Raw genomic sequence first — 14,356 nt, 5'->3', positions numbered from 1 at the left:
CCTTATAACTCATAACGCTGCTCAATTGAACTAGCTTGCCTGTTAATTAAATAAAATGAGCGGGCCACCGCAGCGCCTGCTCATTGTAATTCTTACTCATGTACAAATCATTTAAAAGAAAATCTAGGACGAAAAACAAAGTCTCTGTTAAACGGCAGTTAAAGTTATTTTTTAATTTTCTCTGATTCGAAGTCGTCTACGATTATATTAATAATTTTATATGATTCGTCTGCAATAGCTTTGTTAGTATTTTTATTACCATTGTAGGTTATTAACGCCTTCCATAACGCCCATCCTCTTGCTCGGTTCCAAGTTCCTTCATTCATATTTAATACACTTTTGAATATCTTTCTACTCTCTTCATCAAAAAATGTCCAAGCCATTGCAGCATCACAAGCGGGATCACCAACTCCCAATATACCGAAATCAATGACTGCATAAAGTTTTCCGTCTTGAATGAGTATATTTCCTGGTGCAATATCACCATGGACCCAAACCGGCTCCATTTCCCATTTAGAATCAAGGGCCGATTCCCAAATTTCTTTTAATACCTGTTCATTAAAAACATCTTTATTATTCTCAATTGCATATCTTGACTCTCCATCGTATACAGCTATAGATCCGCCTCTATAGAAATTATGCTCCCCAGCTAACGGACCTTCACTAGCATCAATGGATTGTAATTCAATTAAAAAAGAACCCAAGTCTATTGCCAATTGGTTAAGATCATTTAAATTTTCCTGAGACAATGTCTCTCCTTCCAACCATTTGTTGATTGACCATGGCCAAGGATATTCTTCACTAGGATTCCCCTTAGCTATTGGCATGGAAATGGGTAAAGAAAGTTTTTTTGATAACAATGGCAGCCACTTTTGCTCTTTCTCCACTTGAGGTGCATAGGATACTGCACTTGGCAATCTTATACTCATATGTTCACCTAAATGAAAAGTTCTATTATCATTCCCACTAAATTTTACAGGTCTGATTTCTAACTCAGACCATTCTGGGAATTGTTCATTTATTAATTTTACAACAACATCAACATTTATATTTTTCATTAATTACCTCTCTAACATTTCAAATTTTTTAGGAGTTTAAATTTTATTTTTAAATAAGCGCACTAACATGTTTATCAATCTCTATTCTTCCGTTAGCTTAACCAGGCTATGTATTTTGATGGTCCTTGTGAAGAAAATTTACATACTCATCCTTCGTTAAACCGAACAAGATGGAATCATGATATTTTCCGTTTATGTAAAACACTTGACGCCTGATTCCTTCTTGAACACACCCTACTTTTCTAAGCATACTAGCCGATGGCTCATTTCCTTCAAGAACATAATCATTGAATTTATTTAGTCTACGCTCGAAGAAAGCATATCTTAGGAGCATGTGTACTGCACTGGTTCCATATCCTTTACCTCGGTAGGGTTTATCAATCACGATGCCTATGCTGAATGTTCCATTCCTCTCGTCAATGCTATTTAAATTAATACCGCCTACACTTACACCATTCAGGTCTTCAATGGTAAACATAATTCTACTGTTCGTTGATGAAAAGTCCGTATTTTCCTCAACAAATCTTTTTGCTTCAGAAATTGTAGGCGGCAATTCTATTGTACATTCTAACAATCGACGCGCAGGAGTGTCATATCCACTTACATAACAGCTTTCCCAATCTTCTAGTGAAATTCCCCGCAATCGTATAGCTTCGTCTTGCCAAAAGTAAGTGCTGTAGTCTATTTCTTGCACAGATACACCTCCACATAATGATTAATTGTTATAATTATAACTAGTAAATTCAATGCGTAGTTAGTAATTTTCGGTTATAACTATTTTGCCCGTTAGCTTAATAAAAAAAAACAGGCCACCGCAGTGCCTGCTCATTCTTCTATGCTATTCAATCACCATATCTGTTAGATTAACGACCTAATTATACAAACAGCTATTCTTCTCGTTTTACTTTTTTTCGTCGAGAAAGTGATATTCCCCCAAAGCCACTGATGACAGCAATGTAAAAACCTATATCATACCACCAGCCAGAGTTGTAAATTTCATATACTCTAATATCGTGATTGAAAATGCCAATAATAATTGAAATAGGAGCAACCCAGCCATGCCATATCCCCCAGAAAAAACCTGCAGGATTTTGAGCATTATTCACGCCATCTCCAGGTACACAACCCGTTAATGAAAGAACAGTAAAAGTCATTAGTACCATTATTAATAAATACCTTTTTTTCATATCTCGTCACCGTCCAATAACAAGTTTAACGAAGCAAGTTTGTAGAATATAAAATTTCCTTTCTATACTATGGAGACTAATCTCAAAATATTCTACAATTTCTTTTCCCTATATTGATCATGCTGCCAACCTTTAAATATCTGAGATGTCCTCGCTTTCAAAGCGCTCCGTACGTCAATGGGTTCTCGCCACGCTACATGCTATACCAATACATCGGATGCTCTGCGATTTGATCAAATCCAAGTTTATTGGCAAGAGATATCGATGCTTGATTATCTGAATGACAACTCCAGTTTGGTAGTAGTCTTTTACTCCGACATTCATTGATAAACTCGATACCAACTTTTGTCGCGAGCCCTCTACATTTATGTTCCTCAATTGTAATAATATCAATCTCAGCAAAACCTCTGCCAACGTAAGGAGATGAACAAACGCTTATGATTTTATTCTCTTTTGTAATAAAATGTCCGATGCCGCGCTCATTAAAATGCTCGTTGGAATCCCACACTAGCTTATAGTATGTGTAGAAATCCTCGCGATATCTATTCGAGATATCATCGTTTAGCGCTTCATATTGCAGTCCTTCATCGATGTTTATATGTATGTCTTTACTATTTTCAATAAACTTTTGATCATTAAATCGGAAATAAGTACGTTTTATTTTATTTGCATGTTCTAGTTGATATTTCTGGAAAGCTCTTTCCCATTCGTCTGTGAACATCGCCAGTGCATAGAACCCAATGTGGTTGTCCTTATGATTTAGAAAGTTCGCTACAGCATCATTAAATCTGCAATCTGAGGCATTACCAACTAAACAATAAAATCCACCGCAACTTGTAAGAAAAGCAGCAGACGGATATAATCTACTGTTTACAAATATCCTTCCATTTTGCACATGTTCAATTACAGAAAAGGCAAAGACTGCTTTGTTTTGGATTTTTGAAAACATCGGTAATACTTTAGTAAATTCGTTCCTACTCAACTCGAGCATAACCCACCTCATTAAATATGCTTTCATTATTTTTCGATCATAGATTCAGTTACCATTAATTTTTTGATCTACCCATTAGATTAATAAAATTAGCAGGCCATTGAAGCGCCTGATCATCCATTTATGTTATTTAACTAATGTTTCCTGTTAGTTAAACAAATTTTAGGGAGCTAGTCCTTATTTCTTAGCTTATTAAAATGATTTATTGTAGATTTCATATCATCTTCATTATTCAAATCAACTAGTTTACGAAGTTTCATGCTCCAGCAATTCAAATTCAAGGAAGCGCATAACAACCTACATATTCGTAATGCTTCTGTTACACTACCCTCTCCATTATAAACATTAGTTCTGACAGATATCTCTTCAGCCTTTTCTGATTCGGTTCCTGTATTTAGTTCGATCTCAACTTTGTATATCCCATCATCATAGAGAAAATAACACGCATCATTAAATGAATTCCAAGATTTCAAAGTTGGTTCATTCTTTATATAAGCTGAGTTTTTGAGTAATTCTACTGTTTGAACAAAGTCGAAATTATTCTGCCCAACAAACTCCATCCCATCTTCAGTAACGGTTGGTTCATTTCCAAATGGAAATAGAATAAACTGATAATCTCCGATAGCCACAGTAATCGCCTCCAAATATGGAAAGTGAACAATTTACAATTGTTGATCGTTCAATCAAGCTAACGAAAAACATCGATTAGCTTATTCAAAACGATGTATTCCAACACAACTATTCCTATGCAAAAAAGTATAAAAAACTGAAGTCTCGCTGTGTTAATTCTATCCTTCCAGTATTCCCCTCTAAAAAATGAGATTATGTTAGGAGTGAACGTATGCCGAATAGATTCGTTATAATCATTTTCATCCACAAAGAAAATACGGAACAGAAATTTATATATTGGAATATTTAAAAGAAATAAAACAATAATCATAACCAGTTCAAAAGTCAAATTGTTTTCCTCCAAATATATCTTTACCTTATTTTACAATATATGATTTTGTTCATGCATAACAGACTGATCCATCATATGGATCAAGGAACTAGCTGCCGATGTGGGAGTATAGTGATACGTATTAAATTTCCTTCCATTATAACGTCTTATTTAAAAAGTTTGTGATCATTGCATTAAGGTGCTCTCAAAGTAAATTAATCTATCAAAATTGGACTAATAAATAATCATCACTCGTAGGATTTTCCGGCAGAGAGAATAATTGCGAAAGTACGCCAATCTGGCTCAAGATTAGTCCCTGAATCTTCAAGCCACGCCTTCATCCCTTCTAAAAATGATTCCAAATTCGGATTTTCCCAATCATTTTTATTTGTATCCAAATCGCTCATTAAAGAAGCTACAAAATGAAGCATATCCTCTTTTGTTTTTACCTCATAAGGGTTTAAGCTCATTGTACTGAATCACCTCAGGAAAAATTGTTAGTTTTATTTTTTTGTTACCCAATTTTAACACATATTGGAACCATACTGCCCGACAGTAAAAAACAAGAATAAGCAAAAAAACTTCCCCGCAGTACCCTGCAGAGAAGTTCTCTCTAATAAAATATCTTCTCATTCCGTTATAGTTGCTGCTTTGTAACATCTCAAATTATTGATTTTTAAAATATTGCACATTCTCAGACACCCACTGGGCAAAGGTGCGTGCTGGGCGGCCAGTGACCTGTTCGACGGTAGGAACCACTGTATACGCAGATTTAGGAGGGTTGGCATGCCAGCCTATTACAAAGTTAATAACATCCTCTTGAGCTCCCATATTCCGCATGCGTTCGCGCGCTTGCTCTTCGGTGAGCACGACGAATTGGATATCCTTCCCGATTGCAGTACTGATCGTGCGAACCTTTTCTGGTATCGTTAACACTTCAGGTCCAGTCAACGTATAGATTTTACCTGCATGACCGGTATTGGTCAGTGCGGTTGCAGCGACACTAGCGATGTCGGCCGGGTGAATCATCGCATCCAAAGAATCAGCAAACGGCTCCTTCACAATGCCTTCCGAGCGAATGGACTCTGCCCAGATAAGTGTATTGGACATAAACTCTGGAGGCGGCTGGAGAAAGGTCCACTCCAAGCCGCTCGCTTCCACGGCCTGCTCCACGGGTCCGTTCACACCGCTCCACAATACTGTGACTCGTTCTACTCCAGCTTTCTTGGCCAGTTCAACAATTTCGGGTCCAGTCTGCAGCGGGCCAAAACCTTCACTGTTAAAAGTGATTAAGTGCATGCTTGTAACGCCCTTCAGCACGGGCACAAGAGACTCTGGAGAAGCAAGATCGCCATATACGACCTCAACCTCTTTGGGGAAATTTGCTTTTGCCGGGTTACGCGTCAACGCACGCACATTATGACCTGTTCGGACGAGTTCTTCAACGATATAGCGACCCACATTTCCGGTTGCTCCTGTTACTAAAACCGTCATGGCTCAGCCTCCTTGATTTCTTTTATCTTGGTGGTTTTTCATTAAATTGATTTGCTTTTTCAAGCTTAATTCCGCATCTGCTAAAACATTCTGTTGTCGAATAACTTCATCCAGTTTTGTTTCATAGATTTGAAGTAATTCATCACAATACTCATCTTTTTCGCCGAATTCGTCGTTATCGGGATATTGGCAATACATAATATCTTTTATCTGATCCGTTGTAAGTCCTAAATTAAGATAGAGTTGAATCGTATGAATGACTTCGACAATAGAATCATCAAATTCGCGATAATTATTGTCGAGACGAGAAGCGGTTATCAACCCTTTTTTCTCGTAATGTCTTAAGGATCGAATACTAGTGCCGGTCTGTTTCGCTATTTGACTTATTTTCATTTTCATAGCTCAACCTCCTTTCTTTGTATTCTTAGTTCATCATAAAGTATGACACTAGTGTTATAGTCAAGTCCCTTTTAATAAAATGAGCAGGCCACCACAGTGTCTGCTCACATTTTTTATATTTCAACTATTGTATCCCGTTATCTCAACAACCAATATATCCGTAGCCAGCCTTGTTATAAAAATAATTAGAACCCTTCAATACTATTCAGATTGTCTCTCACGTTCCATCGCCTCAAGTACTTCGAGTTTTTGCTCATACTGACGAATTAGGGCTGAATCTGGCCCATTGCGGTGTTTTTCGATGAACGCTTGAAGCGCTTGGCGGTATTGCGAAATGAATTTTGAGTTGCCGGAGTTTGTTGCAAGCTTGGCTTCAGCTTTTATAATCGGTTTCAAATCCTTATTGATTATCCATTTCTTCCCGTATTCTGACTTATCGCTCATGATGAGGAGATTACGTTCGAAACCTGGAACATACTTGGCGACGAAAACTTCATCCTTAGGCGGAATAAGAATGGCATTACGCAGCGGATAAATACTGGCGGACATGGTAGTGAAACTCGCCTCCATATCTTGCCCCTCGGAGGTTTTGAGGACCGCTTCGTACTTCCAAACRTATTGATCATTGTAAAGGGAGTTAGTTTCCTCTGCGTAAACAATGATTGCAGTACTTTCCGTTCCAACTGCGTTAAGAAATAATGAGTTTAGATAATGCGTGATAAAAATGTTGAGAATTGCTGCCAGAAGCCCCAAAGACGGCAGTATGAAAAACCATTTTCCATGATTACGCCATATCGATAAGAAGATCCCCATGGCAAAGCTGAAAAATAAGATTATCAACAATGACCAGAACGGGTGATGCGTCAGGAAATACAATACAGCCGAGATTATATACATGTATTTTACTCACCCCTCATGGTTATACTATGCCAGCCCTATTGTTGTATTCTAATGCGTTCTTGTTTGCCATGACCTTGTTCGACTATCAGCGGCTTCTTATCTAAATAATATTCCCACCATTTGCAATTGCATATTTAATCAAACATTCGCAGTTCTTAGGCATATGAGGGTTGAAGTGCCATCTTCCCATCTAAAGAATCTCGATAACAATTAGTAATTTAAAAATTCGTTAGATATACTGAACTATCCTGCTCGTTAGCTTAATAACAAGAATGAGCAAAAAAACCTCCCAGCAGCATCCTGCAGAGAGGTTTATTTTCAGTTTGAATGGGTCGAAATTTTGATTTTTTTGATTACCTATTGCTCGCCTGAAATTCGTTCCGCTTTAAAGTAAATTCAGCGCCTTCAGCAAAGCCCATTCACTGGATTTGAAGCCTTCTATTGAAAAATGAGCATCTGGAAACATCGGGGACAAATGATGGTACCCAGGGTATACATGTAATTCCACTAACACACCATTAAAGACCAGTTGTTTTGCAAATAATAAGGCTTCATCGATGAATAAATCAATGCTGCCTATACTTATATAAGTGGGTGGCAAACCAGCTAGTGATTTTGCACGCGCAGGCACGTAATATTGACTAACCTCTTCATGACCGAGTTCATGCCCTAAAACAGATTTCCAGCCAAAATAATTGCTTCCTTTTGTCCAAACAAACTCACCCGCATAGGGATGTTCTGGCGCAATACTTGTACGGTCATCAAGCATTGGATTACGCAGCCTTAGATGATGAATATCAAATTCCTTTTGGTCACGAATATAAATGGCTAGACCCGCTGCTAATCCTCCACCTGCGCTGCTGCCTGATATGGCCACTTTTTGAGAATCGATCGCTAATTCCTCGGCATGCTCAATACACCATTTTAGGGCCGAATAACAATCCTGTAGCTGATTAGGCTGAGCATGCTCTGGTGCCAATCGATAATAGACAGATACACAGCAAAAACCGTGCTGGGATGCAAGTGACGCGTTAGCTGTACGATCACCAACCGGACTTCCCATAACCATACCGCCGCCGTGAATAGAATAAAATAATGGCAACTTCTTGTGCTTTGGCTGGATTGGTTTAATGATCTCTATGCGAATATCTGGGCCTCCAAAATAACTTGGTACTGTTTTTTCTTCAAAAGTAACTGGGAACAACTGCGTAACATCTATTTGCGGCATCATTTTTGCTTGATTTTTGCGTGATTCCATTAACATTGATTCAGAAAGATCAGTTGTTGGAAATAAATCAACAGCACTTATAATTTCTTGATCAACTAAATGTCTGCTTCTGTTTTTTTGCTCACTCATGGTTTTTAATTTCCTCGCTTTCTATCTATACACATCATTCATTATGATGTGCTGCTCATCGTTTTATGCAGAAATTTAAGCCCTTTCTAACTTTCTTTCGTCAGCTAATTTCCAACTATCATGTACACTCTCACATGCTAAACCTATTTTAAATAATGTAGACAGCTATTCATATGTCAATAATGGCTTAGATTCATTGTTAACACAAAAAAGGCACTGATGAGAAATTCTCACCAGTGCCATTTATTCTTTATTCATTATGTGAATACACAATTCTCTTAATCGTATCTATGGAGAGGAAATATTCCTTCGAAAGCTGCTCGATACTACTCTTACTCATAAAAGCATTTCTAATAGCGGCATTTCGCTGATCCAGTAATTGTCTACCACCGCTCAAGCTTCCCCAGTTTTTATATTCCTTTTCTTGCTTAGGAATGTAAAGAGCCTCTCCTTGAACATACTTTTGAATTTCCATAATTAGCTCTTCTGGCAATATCTTTGATGCATTAATATATTTCAACTTCGCCCGCTCCTTATTTTGACAATTAAAAATAAGGTGCAAAGCCAAAATATTAGAAAAGCTTATTCAGCGCTATAAAATGTTTCGCCCCACACAAAGTAACGCTTTTCCAATAACAGGCTTTGCATGAGTGGAAGAAGTACCAGATAATCTTAAGAGATTTTCCATCAGTAAGCACCCCCTTTTCCTAACAAGTATAACATAACTTCAAATGGAGAAGATCCGCATAGAGAAAACGTGAACTAAGCCTTTAACCATACGATAAATCGGTTTGTATTAATTTGATATTGATGTGTGCTTGGAAATAGAAGTAATTATTTTATCCCAGTCATCATAATGAAGTTCATGTCCAGTACCCTCCAATGTCAGCAAAACCGCATCCGGAATTTCATTAGCAAGATTTTCTCCATGTTTATAAGGGATAATGGGATCTTCAGTACCGTGTACAATCAGAGTAGGTGCAATGATTTCACTCGTCCTAACCAGATAGGATTCCCCACCTGCCAATAAGGCGTGATTACCCATGCTGGCGATATTGTTGCTTCTAACAAATTCTTTTTCCGCCAATGCGCCAATGCTCTTCTCATCAAAAACATGCTTTGAACCGACCAGAATCTTTGATCTATTAATGGCAAATTCGACCACTGATTGTTTGTTCGTCCAATCTATAGCCCCCATATTTGAGAAAAACTCAATAACGCTTTCCTCCATCGGAGGGAGACGCGGAGCAAAATTGGACGTTGAAACGAGGGTAATGGTTTTAACCCTCTCCGGATGCCGCAGAGCGATCATTTGAGTCAACATACCGCCCATGGACATGCCTATGATATGAGCTTGCTCAATCTTATAAGCATCCAATACTCTTATTGCATCATCTGCCATATCTTCAAAAGTATAACCCGGTTGACCAGGCTCGTAAGTTGTTGAACGTCCAACATCTCGGTTATCATAACGAATGATAAAACGTCCTGCATCTACCAAACGCTGACAAAATTCTTCTTCCCACCATATCAATGAGGATTGAGCCCCCATAATTAGCAAGATGGCCGGATGATCTGGCTTTCCGAAACTGTCTGCACATATATTAATCCCATTTACTTTTATTAGTTGTTCGTTCATATGAAACCCTCCAATGTTTCTTAAAAATAAAAAACACAGGCCATAGGCCTGTGCGCATACTGTAATCGAAAAAGAATTTGAGAATGAACACTGTATTATGATTACCTTTGGAAGACTATCAATTCAGTCACCGGGTTTATCATAAAAGGTTCATTCCATTTCCTTTGTATCTAGTTTATATGGCAGGAGGTAGGGTTACCCCTCTCCCCAATGATATAAAACTAAACTAGGTTACCGTGAAGGCAAACTAATCTTCGATTACGATGCACACAAAATAGTCTTAAACCACAAACCAATTCATTGTGCAAAAAGTATCGAAGAATTAGATCAACACACGTAACCCCTCCGTTCGTATAAGTTAAATTTATGCTAACATATGGAAAAGTCATATGTCAAATACTAGGCGGTTTCCTTTGTGTTAACCTTTATCCTAGTTTCAAAAAGCTATGTTGCCTCTTCCCTTATGTTTTTTGAAATTTTCGCAAATTGATTTACATACCCTGCCAGATAAATAGCGCAGCGCCAACAATTTGACGTTTTTTCTACGCTCAGCATTATTGGGCATATGCTTAAAATAGATCGGTTTCTCAAAACGCTAATCATATGGTCAGCCTGTTTTTTGAATCTTTCCTTTAAGTAACCTAAATACTTTTATTGTTTTTTCAGAGAAACCTTGAAAGAAATCACTTAGATATTTTTGGACAAGGAACCGTACCAAACTAAAGAATAAAGAAATAACTATTATAAACACAAATAGTTTTATTCCTGTTTCTATATATACCATTTAGATAACGCCCTCCTATTCAATTATCATTATATACTAATACATCGATTGAACTGGAACATGTCGATAACAACCGCTATCCGGACATTTAGCTGAAAAGGCTATCGCTTATAGCGGTAGCCCTTTGTGAATGAATTCTTATTATCCGATAGTTTAGAGAATTATTTTCTTTTTATTAATTTATGAATACTCGAAGGCTTTAAACCAGCTTGAATAAGCAATTTAATATTGAAACCCGACTTCCCATAGCTTAAACGATACCAATAGTAATTTATGTATTCTATCACGGAAAAAACATAAATCAACATACCAAAAAATAAGTCTCTTTTATTCTGTGCAAGCATTAACAACAAAATAACAATTATCACAGCCAAAAGAAAATTAATTCTTCTAAGCATGATTAGGATTTTCCGCATTAACAATGATTTCTCTTTACCTAATGATTGAGATCTAAATACCCAATACAGCACACCTTGAATTAATTGCAACACAAGAAATGAAAACGCAAGCAAGCTTGCGAATCCTAAATCTAGATACAGTTTAAATACAACAAAAAAAGAAATAGCCGCTACTAACTCACCAAAAGCTAGATTCAACAGGTGTTTTCTTAGTTTTCTCATAAAACTCCTTATAAAGATCACAAACACCAACTGTTTTAGATCAATTAATGTATTCATTTTACAACAGTATCTTGTTAACGATGAGCTACCACGCGGCAGCCCCTTCGGTGTTCAACTAACGTCCCCCATCCCTTAGTCATATTCGTTCAGGTAAAGTCCAGGTTGTTATTATTTCTTAACCTAATCACTTTCTCTTTGTATTTTTTTAACTTGGCTTCGAAACCGCTTCTATTTTGTTCAAAATCCTTTGTCCATTTATACATCATCTTCAACATCAGGATGTCTGGCTTATAATGACACTTTTCAATACCAAGATTTTGCTTAAGAAATCTCTTTAGGATTCTTATCCTTCGCGTCCACAATGGAGTATCAAGAAATATGATTGTATCGGCCATTTCATACAAACATTGATAGGACTCTCTATCTGTTCCTTCAATTATCCATGTACCGTGTATATCTATTTCCTTTATAACCTCAATTTGTTCTTCTGCTGAACGTTTATATCGTCCCATGGGTGTTTGATGATGGACTATGGAGTCAAGTTCATAACAAGGTACACTAACTTTCTGCGATAAGCGTTTAGCCAATGTCGTCTTACCACTAGCTACAACTCCAATAATGAAGATCTTTTTCATTCCTATTCTAGCTCCCTGCAACGAGCATATTTGATTTAAATGACTTCTCTATTGACAACAGGGATTCCTTCTAATGCAATTTTGGCAAGATATCGGATCACGGTTATAGAACGAATACTCATTAGCGTAACCTGCCCGTTAGATTAACAGCTGCCGTGGCTAAACTGCAACCCGAAAGATAGACACTTTAGAAAGAGTGATCATCTTTCGGGTTTTGTCTAGTCAGGGTAATGATCAGAAAGTGCACCTATACCCTCCAGTTCAAATTCGAGAGATACCTCATTATGTTGTAAATAATCCATAGTTATTTTATCAAGCAATTTTTAAGTACTTGTTTAAAAAATGCTTTGAAAAACGTTCATACTCGACCTAAGCAGGGGGGAAATCCTGATCAAAGGTCTATTTTATGACAAAGCAACTTCCAGTATAGTTCCATATGTAAGTTAATACTAGGAGGTTTTAACGCATGACAGAAGCCGTTTTGAAGCTTCGCAACGTGACCAAATCGATTGGCGGACGTAAGATCGTCGACAATCTTAGTTTCGATATACCAGCAGGCGAAGTATTCGGATTTCTCGGACCGAACGGTGCCGGCAAGACGACAACAATAAGGATGATTGTTGGCTTGATATCGATGTCGAAGGGCGAGGCCCTAATTAAAGGCGTATCCGTTCGCGAGCACTTCGAGCTTGCTATGACGCATGTAGGAGCGATCGTCGAAAACCCGGAAATGTATAAATTTTTGACCGGTTATCAAAACCTTGTTCATTTTGCCCGTCGGCATAAAGGCATTACGAAGGAACGGATCAATGAGGTCGTTAAGCTTCTCGGACTTCAGAACCGTATTCACGAGAAGGTTAAGCGTTACTCTCTCGGCATGAGGCAGCGGCTTGGCGTTGCCCAAGCGATTCTGCATCGTCCATCGTTGCTCATCCTTGATGAGCCGACAAACGGGCTCGACCCTGCAGGCATTCGAGAACTGCGCGATTATTTGCGCAAGCTAACGAGAGAAGAAGGCATCTCCGTCATCGTCTCTTCCCATCTTCTGTCCGAAATGGAGCTTATGTGCGACCGGGTAGCGATAATACAAGCCGGCAAGCTCATCGATATTCGCTCGTTGCAGGAAACTCGCGATTCGATACAGTCGAAGATCGTTATCGAAGTCAGCGATTTACTTGCCGCTCAGCAGCTGCTATCCGCCATCTTCGATGCAACCCGCATTACGGTGAAAGGCAATCAGCTCGAAATTGCGGCTGACAAAGCTGCCATCCCCGATATTACAAGGCTGCTTGTAAGCTCGGAGATTGACGTGCTCGGCATTCAAGCGGCGCAGAAGTCACTTGAAGAACAGTTCTTGGAAATTACCGGAGGTGAGATGGTTGTCTAGTCTGTCTAATCTAATTCGAAACGAAAATATGAAAATATATCGTCGTCCACGTACATGGCTTATGATCGCCTTCCTCGTTTTAACAATCGCATTAATGAGCGGCATCATGAAGTGGGAATCAAGCAAAAATAATACGATCGACTGGCAAAACAACCTGACCGAACGGAATAGCAACATGCAGCAAGAGCTTCAAGAAAACAAAGAACTCTCGGAAGAGGACAAAACATACTTCACTAACGAAATCAAGCTCAATGAATATTATTTGGAACAAAATACAAATCCTAACGAATTGTCATTGTGGAATTATGTAGATACATCATCATACTTAATTATTTTAGCGACGATTCTAACCGTCATTATCGCTGCCGATATGATTGCGGCCGAATTCACTTGGGGCACGATCAAGCTGCTGCTTGTCGGTCCGGCTTCGCGCACGAAGATTATGATCAGCAAATATATCGCCACGCTTGGGTTCGCGCTTCTGCTGCTCATATTGACATTTGCGTCTGCTTACGCAGCCGGAGGTATTCTCGAAGGCTTCGAAGGAACAAGCCAAGCGAGAATATCGATTACCGATGGCGGAGTTATCCAAGAAAGTTCCTATTTGTTGAATTCGTTGGAGAAATATGCTTTCTCGATCGTATCCATGCTCATGTACGTAACGATGGCTTTCATGATATCGTCCGCGTTCCGCAGCTCCTCGATGGCCATAGCCTTCTCGCTTCTGTTCATGCTGGTCGGCAATACGCTATCGGCGCTTCTCAGCGGCTATAGCTGGGTCAAGTATTTGCTCTTCTCTAACATCGACCTGACGCAATATATGCAAGGTGCGACGCCGCTAAGACCGGAAATGACGTTGACGTTCTCGATTATAATGCTTGTCGCCTACTACATCGTATTCCAATTCTTAGCTTGGTTACTGTTTACGAGACGCGACGTCGCCGCTTAAGGGCAATTCCAATACT

At 38.6% G+C, this 14,356-nt stretch carries 16 protein-coding genes; 2 read left to right on the top strand and 14 right to left on the bottom strand.

Annotated elements, in window-relative coordinates; genetic code table 11:
* Positions 1-164: 164 nt before the first annotated feature.
* From AB4Z50_RS28315 to AB4Z50_RS28250, 14 genes are all read right to left on the bottom strand, one after another.
* Positions 165-1,058, bottom strand: coding sequence for an aminoglycoside phosphotransferase family protein (locus tag AB4Z50_RS28315; RefSeq protein WP_441884613.1), 894 nt, complete (start codon positions 1,056-1,058; stop codon positions 165-167).
* A gap of 106 nt (positions 1,059-1,164) precedes the next feature.
* On the bottom strand, positions 1,165-1,752 hold the full coding sequence (locus tag AB4Z50_RS28310) for a GNAT family N-acetyltransferase (protein ID WP_441884611.1): 588 nt from the start codon (positions 1,750-1,752) through the stop codon (positions 1,165-1,167).
* Between the two features lie 193 nt (positions 1,753-1,945).
* Positions 1,946-2,245, bottom strand: a complete 300-nt coding sequence (locus AB4Z50_RS28305; RefSeq protein ID WP_339208368.1) for a hypothetical protein — start codon at positions 2,243-2,245, stop codon at positions 1,946-1,948.
* Positions 2,246-2,438: 193 nt separating this feature from the next.
* Complete coding sequence (locus AB4Z50_RS28300; protein WP_441884608.1) at positions 2,439-3,227, bottom strand: GNAT family N-acetyltransferase; 789 nt, start codon at positions 3,225-3,227, stop codon at positions 2,439-2,441.
* A gap of 179 nt (positions 3,228-3,406) precedes the next feature.
* Positions 3,407-3,865 carry a hypothetical protein gene (locus tag AB4Z50_RS28295; RefSeq protein ID WP_441884606.1) on the bottom strand — a complete coding sequence of 153 codons (459 nt, stop codon included), beginning with the start codon at positions 3,863-3,865 and terminating at the stop codon, positions 3,407-3,409.
* Positions 3,866-4,424: 559 nt separating this feature from the next.
* Entirely contained in the window at positions 4,425-4,646 is a 222-nt protein-coding gene (locus tag AB4Z50_RS28290) for a DUF7660 family protein (RefSeq protein ID WP_441884604.1), read from the bottom strand.
* A gap of 196 nt (positions 4,647-4,842) precedes the next feature.
* The gene (locus AB4Z50_RS28285) at positions 4,843-5,670 is read right to left on the bottom strand and encodes an NmrA family NAD(P)-binding protein (protein WP_441884602.1); all 828 of its coding nucleotides are present in this window, start codon (positions 5,668-5,670) and stop codon (positions 4,843-4,845) included.
* 3 nt (positions 5,671-5,673) lie between these two features.
* A complete protein-coding gene (locus tag AB4Z50_RS28280) occupies positions 5,674-6,069 on the bottom strand; it encodes a MerR family transcriptional regulator (RefSeq protein ID WP_441884600.1) in 396 nt (131 codons plus the stop codon).
* Positions 6,070-6,270: 201 nt separating this feature from the next.
* Entirely contained in the window at positions 6,271-6,945 is a 675-nt protein-coding gene (locus AB4Z50_RS28275) for a hypothetical protein (RefSeq protein ID WP_441884598.1), read from the bottom strand.
* 409 nt (positions 6,946-7,354) lie between these two features.
* Complete coding sequence (locus AB4Z50_RS28270) at positions 7,355-8,326, bottom strand: alpha/beta hydrolase (protein ID WP_441884596.1); 972 nt, start codon at positions 8,324-8,326, stop codon at positions 7,355-7,357.
* Positions 8,327-8,576: 250 nt separating this feature from the next.
* Positions 8,577-8,846, bottom strand: a complete 270-nt coding sequence (locus tag AB4Z50_RS28265; protein WP_441884594.1) for a CD3324 family protein — start codon at positions 8,844-8,846, stop codon at positions 8,577-8,579.
* 276 nt (positions 8,847-9,122) lie between these two features.
* Positions 9,123-9,965 (bottom strand): alpha/beta fold hydrolase, encoded by an 843-nt coding sequence (locus AB4Z50_RS28260; RefSeq protein ID WP_441884592.1) that lies wholly within the window; start codon positions 9,963-9,965, stop codon positions 9,123-9,125.
* A gap of 945 nt (positions 9,966-10,910) precedes the next feature.
* Positions 10,911-11,426 (bottom strand): hypothetical protein, encoded by a 516-nt coding sequence (locus AB4Z50_RS28255; protein WP_441884590.1) that lies wholly within the window; start codon positions 11,424-11,426, stop codon positions 10,911-10,913.
* A gap of 89 nt (positions 11,427-11,515) precedes the next feature.
* Positions 11,516-12,004 carry an AAA family ATPase gene (locus AB4Z50_RS28250; protein WP_441884588.1) on the bottom strand — a complete coding sequence of 163 codons (489 nt, stop codon included), beginning with the start codon at positions 12,002-12,004 and terminating at the stop codon, positions 11,516-11,518.
* A 466-nt stretch (positions 12,005-12,470) separates the two neighbouring features.
* On the opposite strand from AB4Z50_RS28250, the gene AB4Z50_RS28245 reads away from it, so the two are divergent.
* Both AB4Z50_RS28245 and AB4Z50_RS28240 read left to right on the top strand, forming a co-directional pair.
* Positions 12,471-13,391 (top strand): ABC transporter ATP-binding protein, encoded by a 921-nt coding sequence (locus AB4Z50_RS28245; RefSeq protein WP_441884586.1) that lies wholly within the window; start codon positions 12,471-12,473, stop codon positions 13,389-13,391.
* Positions 13,384-14,340 carry an ABC transporter permease gene (locus tag AB4Z50_RS28240; protein WP_441884584.1) on the top strand — a complete coding sequence of 319 codons (957 nt, stop codon included), beginning with the start codon at positions 13,384-13,386 and terminating at the stop codon, positions 14,338-14,340. The genes AB4Z50_RS28245 and AB4Z50_RS28240 overlap by 8 nt, the downstream gene beginning before the upstream one ends.
* Positions 14,341-14,356 lie beyond the last annotated feature (16 nt).

The organism is Paenibacillus sp. 2TAB26, from assembly GCF_052115145.1.
GTDB lineage: Bacteria > Bacillota > Bacilli > Paenibacillales > Paenibacillaceae > Pristimantibacillus.
This window is presented reverse-complemented; position numbering and strand designations above follow the sequence as displayed.